This window comes from Magnetococcales bacterium, assembly GCA_015228935.1.
Lineage (GTDB): Bacteria > Pseudomonadota > Magnetococcia > Magnetococcales > DC0425bin3 > HA3dbin3.
The window spans coordinates 1-9,785 of sequence record JADGCO010000132.1 but is presented as its reverse complement, the minus strand read 5'-3'; the positions used below and the strand labels follow the sequence as shown (position 1 = coordinate 9,785).

Annotated in this window: 7 protein-coding genes; 2 read left to right on the top strand and 5 right to left on the bottom strand. The window is 53.7% G+C overall.

Annotation, left to right across the window (positions count from 1 at the left end):
- The 3 genes from HQL65_18925 to HQL65_18915 all read right to left on the bottom strand — a co-directional run.
- Window positions 1-2,460 (bottom strand): response regulator (locus tag HQL65_18925; protein ID MBF0138311.1); only part of this gene is annotated, 2,460 nt, incomplete at its 3' end.
- Entirely contained in the window at window positions 2,453-2,902 is a 450-nt protein-coding gene (locus tag HQL65_18920) for a hypothetical protein (GenBank protein MBF0138310.1), read from the bottom strand. The genes HQL65_18925 and HQL65_18920, both read right to left, overlap by 8 nt.
- A gap of 2 nt (window positions 2,903-2,904) precedes the next feature.
- Window positions 2,905-4,170 carry a hypothetical protein gene (locus HQL65_18915; GenBank protein MBF0138309.1) on the bottom strand — a complete coding sequence of 422 codons (1,266 nt, stop codon included), beginning with the start codon at window positions 4,168-4,170 and terminating at the stop codon, window positions 2,905-2,907.
- Window positions 4,171-4,317: 147 nt separating this feature from the next.
- On the opposite strand from HQL65_18915, the gene HQL65_18910 reads away from it, so the two are divergent.
- On the top strand, window positions 4,318-4,512 hold the full coding sequence (locus HQL65_18910) for a hypothetical protein (GenBank protein ID MBF0138308.1): 195 nt from the start codon (window positions 4,318-4,320) through the stop codon (window positions 4,510-4,512).
- 82 nt (window positions 4,513-4,594) lie between these two features.
- On the top strand, window positions 4,595-5,143 hold the full coding sequence (locus HQL65_18905) for a MerR family transcriptional regulator (protein ID MBF0138307.1): 549 nt from the start codon (window positions 4,595-4,597) through the stop codon (window positions 5,141-5,143).
- A 23-nt stretch (window positions 5,144-5,166) separates the two neighbouring features.
- Here HQL65_18905 and HQL65_18900 read toward each other — a convergent pair whose 3' ends face one another.
- Window positions 5,167-7,356 (bottom strand): response regulator, encoded by a 2,190-nt coding sequence (locus tag HQL65_18900; GenBank protein ID MBF0138306.1) that lies wholly within the window; start codon window positions 7,354-7,356, stop codon window positions 5,167-5,169.
- 39 nt (window positions 7,357-7,395) lie between these two features.
- The coding region (locus HQL65_18895) for a response regulator (GenBank protein MBF0138305.1) at window positions 7,396-9,785 on the bottom strand (2,390 nt) is incomplete at its 5' end.

Below are 9,785 nucleotides of genomic sequence, written 5' to 3'. Positions count from 1 at the left end.
GAGCAGATCGTCCGATGACCCCGTAGCTGATGGAGAAACAGGGGGTTGACAGGGTGCCGCATCGCTTGCCACCGTGGGTGAAGCTGTCAAGGCCGCCGCATTGCTTGCCGCCGTGGATAAAGCTGTCAAAGCCGCCGCATCGCTTGCCACCGTGGGAAAAGCTGTCAAGGCCGCCGAATTCTGGTTTGGATCGGGCAGGGTGGGGAGTGCAGCCAATGCCTGGCGCAAAACGGGCAGACGGATCGGTTTGGACAATACTTGAAAAGCCCCGGCCTGGAGAGATCGATGGTAGGCTTCCTGGGTCACGTCAGCCGTCAGGATGATCGTGGGCACGGCGGCGGCAGAACCAGGTAATTTATGGATGCGCTGCATGGCTTCCACACCATCCATGCCCGGCATGCGCAGGTCCATCAAAATCCCATGGTACTGCTCTCCCCGTTGCATCTCTTCCAAGGCTCTGAAACCATTCTGAACAACGGTGACCCGATGGCCATCACCTTCCAACATATGCTGGATGACCTGACGATTGATTGGCTCATCTTCCACCACCAGAATGGAGAGGGGCGGCAAAGAGGTTTGTTGGCCAATGGACTCCGGTTTTTTGCCGATGCGCAAACCGACCCGCAGAATGAAGGTGCTGCCCTTGCCCTTGCGGCTTGACAAGGTGAGAGTGCCTCCCATGATTTCAGCCAATTGTCTGCTGAGAGCCAACCCCAGACCACTGCCGCCATAACGCCGACTGGTGGAGGTCTCTTCCTGGACAAAAGGAGTAAATATTTGCGCCTGCCGGCTGGCATCAATCCCGATACCGGTATCCCGGACCAGGACACAGAGCCGGCACTCCCCGGGAGTGGGGGACTCTTCCTGTAGAATGTCGAGGACCACCTCGCCCTGTTCGGTAAATTTGATGGCATTGCTGACCAGATTGTACAAAATTTGCCGCAAGCGGAAAGGGTCACCCAGCAAGGCCGTCGGCAAGCCCGCATCCCTATGACATGCCAGGGAAATTCCCTTGCTTTCGGCCAGAGGGGTAAACAGATCCAGAATGTTGTCGAAAAACGGCTCCAACAAAAAATCCATCGGTTCCAGGGTCAGTTTTCCGGATTCGATTCTGGAAATATCGAGTACGTCATTGACTGTGGTGAAGAGGTGTTCACCGGCCCGCATCATGGTATCCACATAACTTTTTTGGCGCTTGGAGAGACGGGTACGGCCCAGGAGCTGCGCCATGCCGAGCAGGCCATTCAGGGGGGTACGGATTTCGTGACTCATGGTGGAAAGAAAATCGCTCTTGGCCCGGGTGGCGATTTCGGCAGACTCCTTGGCCTGACGCAGGGCATCTTCCATGTTTTTGCGCTTTGAAATATCGGTAATGAATCCTTCCAGGGCCTGCAGACGATCTGCCTCGAATACACCACGTCCCATTTCCCACACATGTTTGATTTCCCCATTTCGGTCTCGAATACGGTATTCAAGGATGAAAGGGGTTTGTCTGGAAACGGCTTCCTGAACCTGGTTCCACACTATGTCCTGATCTTCTTCAAGAATCAGCATGTTATAAGAGACCAGACGATTGTCCTGCAATTCGTTCGACATATAGCCGGTCAGGGTTTGACACCCTTCACTGACGTATTTCATGGTCCAGTTGGCATCGTTGCGGCAGGTATAGATCATGCCAGGGAAGTTATCGAGCAGGGTCGAGAGGGTGTGTTGGGTTTTTTGCAGGACGGAATTGACACTGCCCAGTTGCTGACGCAGGCTGCGCTCTTCGTCGATGGCCAGTTCGGCGGCGTCCAGCAAGGCGTTGGCACTGCCGGACAACAGGCCGATTTCATCCTGAACATGGTTTGTCTGGATGGGAATGCGCGAGCCTTTGCCGGGTTTGATTTCGAGCATCTGCCGGGCCAGAAAAACCACCGGTTTGCCCAGCAGGCGATGGAACAGAGACATCAGGATGAAAACAGAAACCAGGATTTGCAAAACCATCACACCGGCATAGATCATGGCTTCTCGGGTGGCATTTTTCTGGATGGCTGCCAGATCCAGAAGCACTCCCAGGGTGCCGATAAATTCCCGGGTATTGACCGGTGATGGCAGGGGATAGTAGGTGGCGGGCGCAGGATTGGGTTCGGTTTCGGGATTCAATCCGGTTTTTTTACCTTGTTCAAATTGGAACCCATCGTTGGCTTGAATACGTGCCCACAGAACGAGGGAGTTGATCAACAATCCCTGGACCACTTCCTGGGCAATGGTTTCATTGTTGGCGAAAGCGCCCACTGCCGCCTGGTGCATCACGGTATGCACCAGTTGTTGTTCCAGGTCCGAGGCTTCGGCCAGGCCGCGTGCATAGAAATAACGATAGGTACCCAAACCGACAAGCAGTGCAAAGGAGAGCATGCCCAGACCAACATAGATGGTCAGCCGGTAGACGAGCGTGGCGCGAGGGCGAAACTCAGTCATGCAGCCTCAAAACTTCGCGTACCGAGGGAACCAGAGCATCACCATCAATGTAGCCAATCCCGGAAGGATTGCCTTGTACACTTTGCAACACTTCAAGATTGTTGTTTTTCTTGACGGGTGGCAGGACTTGTCCGCTGAAGGTCAATCGCGCCCAATAGGTATTGACCTGATTCAGATGCATGCCGTTGATCAGGCGGAAAAATCTATTGCGCATCTGACTGTCCCGTTCCCGGTCGATGACATACGCATACATGCCATTGGGAAATGTGCGGGTACGACCCAGATAGAGATCGGAAACCTGATCATGGCTCAGCCGGGGATTGGGATTGTCCAGGTTGACAACGACGACCAGATCACCGGCCATGACCGGCGACGTGATGGCAGGCAAACCGATCAGGAGCGTTGTGATCCAATAAAACATCAAAATTAATTTTCTGTTCATGCCTAGAACACAAAATCCAAGGTAAAGGAAGCCGTTGTCACATGTTCATCCTGGGAGCGGTAAGCCGGCGTGGGATCGCTGTACCACAAACCGTAGCCGTTGGGATGAATATGAGTCGTATCCAGTTGCCATTTGAGGGCGGCACGACTGTTGAAATCCCAACGCAACCCCAGGCTCAAGGTTTCCTGGCTCATGCGGGTGGCGTTGAGTGTTGCCACGGCGATGGTTTGGAATTCGCCTTGTCCAATGCTGTTCCAATTCTGGGTGGAGGAGTAGATATCGACATGAGGACGCACACCACTGACCATGACAAACGGGGTCCAGGCACTGATGCGCCGCGCCAATCCCAGATAGGCCATGTGGCCATTGGTGACCATATCGGCTGAGGTAGAGACATTGGCCAATTCAGATTGGACCAACCATGTGCCATCGTCGTAAACAGCACCCAGGGTGCTGTAGTGGAAAGAGACGTTATCGAAAGATGTGTTGCGCCGCATATAGGCAGCCTCTTCGCTGACCCCTGGCACACCGGCCCCTGCTATGGCATCGAGACCTGCATGCAGGGGTGCCAGGGGCGAAGCCTCTGTCGTGGAGGTCAGATGGGAATATCCAACCCTGAACTGCCAGGGACCTTGCTCGCGCAGCAGGGATGTAGTGATGACATTATTGGTTTTGAAATCATACACCCCCGTGAGACCCATGGCGAAATCGAGGTTGCCACGTCCACCCTGGGCCTTGAGACGCCAACGTCCCTCTTTGTCACGCAGGGAATAGGCAATGTCGCCGCCATCGATTGAATAGAGGGGAACCCAGGAATAATACTCCGCAGGGGGCCGGACCCACGGATAGGCGTAAGTCAGGTTGCGATGATCCGACATCAGGAACAGATCAAAGCCGATCCGCCCCAGGCGCAGGTCAACATCCGGCATGGGCCGCCACGTCAGGTGCGCCCAATCCAGAAAGTTCAAGGGACGTTTCAAGACCTGGTCGCGCAAAACGATCTGACTCACAATTTCAAAAGTCGGATCGGCCTGGTAGGCAACCTGCAATCCCAGGCGCGTATCCCGACGCCAGGAGTTGTCAATATAATGTTGATTTTCGGGGCGTTGCGTCAGGTCGCGGACATATGAATTATTGCTGCTGTCATCATGAATGAAGCCCAGGGTTCCGTAGCCATTCATGTGCCAGTGGCTATTCTCTTCGGCCCGGACAGACTGTCCAACCATCAGCATTGCGACGGCCACCATACCGGAAAAAATACTGAGCATGGAATCGTTACCCTTTTCTTGCCTGCTCAAGTGCTGCCGAACACGCATCAAAAAAATCCGCTTGACCTGACTACAGCTTGACAGTTGAGACTTGTTGGCATGGCTAGCCAACCACTCTACCATATCATACTCATGCGGAGAAAACACATGCCTGTCAAAACACTCGAAAAAGAAGATTGGATCAAAATGTTTCGCGACATTGGCCTCAGCGATACGGATATGGCCAACTGGCATCGCCTCTTTGAGGAACGCCATCCGGATGCCCATCAATCCTTTCTGGCGTGGATGAATATTTCTCCCCGGGAAATCCAGAATATACGGGCCAGATCCATCCAATTGTGATGTTGTTGTGAACACTGCCCTGCCTTTCAGACAAAAAAGGCAGGGCTATCCAAACCCGCTTTCACCTCAGGACAAGTCAGTCATGTGGACCATTGGAAAACTTGCCCGTCACTTCGGTCTCTCCAGGTCAACATTGTTGTATTATGACCGGATTGGCCTGTTGTCTCCCTCTCTGCGCAGCACTGTCAACTATCGTCTGTACTCCGAGGTTGACTTCAAACGCATGGAACGCATTGCCACTTTGCGCGAAGCCGGGATACCTCTGGATAAAATCCGTGATCTCTGCGACAGGCCAACAAATTCCATGGAGGAGGCTCTTGAATACCAACTGTTCCAGACCAACCAGGAAATTGCCAAACTGCGCACCCAACAACATGCAATTATCAAATTATTGAAACACAACAACATCATGCGTCAATCACGCATCATGGACAAGGCCGGGTGGATCAATCTGCTGGAAGGGGCCGGCATGGATGATACAGCCAAGAATCTTTGGCATGTCTTGTTCGAAAAAAATGCCCCCCTTGCCCACCAGGATTTTTTGGAATCCCTTGGCATTGAACAGGAAGAGATCAACCAGATTCGGGCTTACGCACAAGCCGCCATCCACGATCTACCAAAGAACGCATGAGTCGCCAGCAAGGGAACAAAACCTCATTTTGGTTTATAAAGTTCTGGATCTATGGAGTCTTTTTGTTCTGGACGCAAATATTGATCAGCATAGGTCTGGTAGATGCCACTGCTGAGGAACAGGTCAAACAAATCCTTGTCGATATGTTGATCACGGACCATGAAAGACATGACCTTCAATGCTTCGGAGAGGGTTTTGGCTTTTTTGTAGGGACGATCCGAGGCTGTCAACGCCTCGAAAATATCCGCAATGGCCAGAATGCGTGCCTGAACCGACTGTTGTTCCCGCTGCAAACGCCGCGGATATCCCCTGCCATCTTGTGTTTCATGATGACACCCTGCATATTCTACGATATTGCGCATGTTCTTGGGAAGAGGCAGTTGCGACAACATGATAATTGTATAGATGGCATGTTCATTGATTTTGTAGCGTTCCTCATTGTTGAGGGTGCCCCGGGCAATCTTGAGATTATACAGCTCACCATTATGGTAGAGGTGTTCGGGAATCGGAAGGCGTATGTTCCAGGCTGCGGGGTCGTAGGAAAGGGGTGCTTCCTGGCGTGAGATGATATGTCCCGGTTTGTCCATCAGCAAATATTCTTCAGCCGGCAGGGGGACCACAGGAACATGTGCAATGCGGTCCAATTCCACATGCGAAAGTCCCAGACGATCATCGAAAGTGCGATACCAGGTCCGTTGGGCAATGCGCTCCAGACGGGCGATCATGTCTGGTGTCATCAGTTCATCACCCACATTGCACCGGGCAAGGAAGGCAAAATCACTTTCCAGTTCGGCAATGGCGGTGGCCTTTTCAGCTTCGATACGTTGCGGGTCTGCCCCTGGCAACTGATTTTGTTGCAGGGCTGCAATTTCACAATCCCGGCGCAGCACCTCGAAGCGGGTGCGAATTTCGTGGATACGGTTGTAGAGGGTCTCCAGTTTGGTGGCCTTGTCCACGACGAATTCCGGTGTGGTCACCTTGCCACAATCGTGCAACCAACCTGCCAGTTGGAAAGCTTTCCACTCATCCGGGGCCATGGAAAAATCGGCAAAAGGACCTGATGTGGAATTGCAGGCCGCCTCGGCCAACAGACGCCCGATTTCCGGCACCCGTTCGCAATGGCCTCCGGTGTAGGGAGATTTGGCATCGATGGCACTGGCCACCAGTTTGATGATGGCATCCAGGCGTTTTTCCAGGGCCAGGATCAAATGGTGATTGTCCAGGGCCATGCCGGCCTGAGACGCCATGGCTTCGGCCAGTTGGATCGTTTCCGGCTGGAAAGGAATGATGCTGTTTGTATCTGGGTCCATGGCATTGAGCAATTGCAGAACGCCAATCGGCTCACCGCTGCGGGATTTCAAGGCCACGGTCAGCATGGAACGGGTGTGATAACCCGTGGCCTTATCAAACTGGTGAACTCCCGCAGTATCGAATGGACGGCATTCACCATAAAGATCGCTCAAACAGACACTCTCGCCGGTCAGGGCCACATGGACGGATATGTATTGGTGATTTTCCTGGCCGGTTGCGGGGTCCCGCAGAGGAATCCTGTCCATGGGCAGGTTGTCCTGGCGGGAACGAATGGCAAACTCAAGATATTCATCATCCTGGCAAAGGTAGAGTGTGGCCGCATCGGCATGCAGCAGCTCCTTGCCCCCGAAAAGAATTTTTTCCAGCAACCGGTTGGTATCCTGTTCCTGGGAGAGCGCCAAGCCCAATTCGACGAGTTTTTGCAATTTATTTTGGGAGATGACCAGGTCGCGGGTTCGTTCCTTGACCTTCTCTTCCAGAATGTCATTCTGGTTTTGCAACTGATCACGGGCCTGCTTCAAGGCAAGATGGGTGCGCACCCGGGCCAACAGAATGGGCGGACTGATGGGTTTGGTAATGTAATCCACTGCACCCAGGGCCAACCCCTGTTCTTCGTCTTCCACTTCGCTCTTGGCGGTCAGAAAGATGACGGGAATGGCCCGGGTCGAGGGTTCGGCCTGCAACAACCGCATGACCTCGAAGCCGTCCATGCCTGGCATCATGATATCCAGAAGGATCACATCCGGCGGGGTTTCCGAACGGGCGATCCGCAGGGCACGTTCCCCGGAATTGGCCACTTTCACCTTGTAGATATCCTTGAGCAGCCCGCTCAAGAGAGTCAGGTTGTCCGGGGTATCATCCACCACCAGGATGGATTGTTTCTCAACCGTGGCATTTGACAAAAGCGACCTCCTGGCCCGCCAAACAGGAAAAGGGGGCAGTCAACTTCCAGAAATTTCCGGATGATCCTTGCGTGCCTGACGCAGAAGGGCCAACGCCCCTTCCATGTCGTAATTTTTTATCAATTTTTCAATATTCTCAGTGGTTTTTCCAAAAATAGAGACGATCAGGGAACGTTCCTGTTCAAAAAAAGCGATGCTTTCTGGATCATCTTCGCTCAGCAACAGTTCCATCCGATCTACAATCTTTTTGGCTGCCGACCGGTCGATGATCACATCCTTGGCGATTGAAGATTCTTTTTCCTTTTCGCCCCCTGTTCCCAGGGATTGTCGCAGGGAGCGTAACAGGGATGTCAACTCATTTTCAACGTCTGTCAGGAGGGGTTCGATATCTGTGACAGCGAGATTATCCTTGATGGCACTTTCCATGCGAGCCGCCAACTCTTGAATCCGCACGGCACCAATATTTCCTGAGACTCCCTTGAGGGTATGGGCCACCCTTTCCGCCTCATGGCGTTCCCCGGCAGCCAGGTGGACACGCACGGTATGAACACTTTCCGCCTGCCCTGCCACATACTTGCGCAATAAATCCTCGTAGAAGGCGCGTTTTCCCAAGACCCGTTTGAGAGCTGTCGGCACATCCAGACCGGCTATGTGTGCCAGAGAATCCGGCAACGTTGTTGCCGTACTCTTGTTTTCGGCTTGCGGAGGATCCAGCGATGTTGTTGCCGTAACCTTATTTTCAGCCTGTTCCCCCAGACCTTTGCGGGGCGAGATCCATCGCAACAAGGCGGCAAACAGTTCATCCGGATCAATGGGTTTGGGGACATGATCGTTCATGCCACCCGCCAGACATTTATCGCGGTCCGCTTCCATGGCATTGGCGGTCATGGCCAGAATCGGCAATTGGGCAAAGCCGGGCATGGCACGAATGGCCCGGGTTGCCATCAGGCCGTCCATGACCGGCATGTGCATGTCCATCAACACGAGGTCGAACCGTTTTTCCTGCACCAGGCGCACGGCAATCGCGCCATTTTCCGCCAAAGTCGGGACCACCCCGGCCCCGGAGAGCAGTTCCATGGCCACCTGTTGATTCAGATCATTGTCTTCCACGAGCAGCACGTCGGCCCCGCGGATTGTTTCAAGATTTTTGAATATGTTATTTTCAGATTTGGCAACAACATGTTCTTCCTCCTGATGGCCACCCAGAGTGCGGATGACCGTATCGAAAAGTGTCGAGGCATTGACCGGCTTGACCAGAATGGTTTCAAAACCGATATTCCGGGCCTCCCGAAACACCTCTTCCCGTCCATAGGCCGTCACCATCACGAGGTGGGGCATCTGGATTCCAGCCAGGTTTTTCAGACGCCGCGCAGTCTCCACGCCATCCATATCCGGCATCTGCCAATCCACAAAGAGAACATCGAAGGGGTGCTTCGTGGTTTCGGCAAGCTGAACCTGCTGCAAGGCTTCAATACCGGAAGATGCCTCCGTGACGTGGAAGGTCATGCTGCGCAACATGTCACCCAGGATTTGCCGCGCCAGGGCATTGTCATCCACCACCAGGATGCGCCGTTCCCGCAGATCCGGTGCCGGCAACAATTGCTGCCGGGAGCGTGAGCCGGAATGCAACACGGCTGTAAACCAGAAGGTACTTCCTTTTCCCACCTCGCTTTCCACCCCGACATCGCCGCCCATGAGCTGGGCGAGCTTCCGGGAGATGGCCAGTCCCAGACCGGTCCCTCCATACTTGCGCGTGGTGGAACTGTCTGCCTGCTGAAAGGAGTGGAACAATCTGGCCTGCTGTTCGGAGGTCAAACCAATGCCTGTATCCTGCACCTCGAAGCGAACCAGGGGCATTGGATCCGCGCCTGTTCCCTTCCGGACGCGAATGACGATTTCACCTTTTTCGGTAAATTTGACCGCATTGTTGGCATAGTTGACCAACACCTGTCCCAGACGCAGGGGATCGCCTCGGAGGTTTCTGGAAAGATGGGGATCCACATCGAAAATCAGTTCCAATCCCTTGGCATGGCACTTGTCGCCGATGAGATTGGCCACGTTGTCGAGCATTTTATCCAGATCGAAATCAACTTCTTCCACTTCCAGTTTGCCTGCCTCGATCTTGGAAAAATCCAGGATGTCATTGATGATGCCCAGGAGGTGTTGTCCGGAACGTTGAATTTTTTCCGCATAATCCCGCTGTTTGGGGGTCATGTCGGTTTGCATGGCCAGGTGGGCCATGCCGATGATGGCATTCATGGGGGTCCGGATTTCATGGCTCATGTTGGCCAGAAAGTCCGATTTCATCCGGGTGGCTTCTTCGGCCACATCCTTGGCGGTGCGCAGTTCGACTGCAATTTTTTCCAATTCCCCGGTGCGTTCGGCGACCAGTGATTCCAGATGGGCCTGATAACCTGCCAGTTCGGCAC

Coding starts and splice junctions, on each gene's coding strand:
- HQL65_18905 (MBF0138307.1), top strand. CDS start 4,595: ATGTGGACCATTGGAAAACTTGCCCGTCACTTCGGTCTCTCCAGGTCA.
- HQL65_18915 (MBF0138309.1), bottom strand. CDS start 4,170: ATGCTCAGTATTTTTTCCGGTATGGTGGCCGTCGCAATGCTGATGGTT.
- HQL65_18920 (MBF0138310.1), bottom strand. CDS start 2,902: ATGAACAGAAAATTAATTTTGATGTTTTATTGGATCACAACGCTCCTG.
- HQL65_18910 (MBF0138308.1), top strand. CDS start 4,318: ATGCCTGTCAAAACACTCGAAAAAGAAGATTGGATCAAAATGTTTCGC.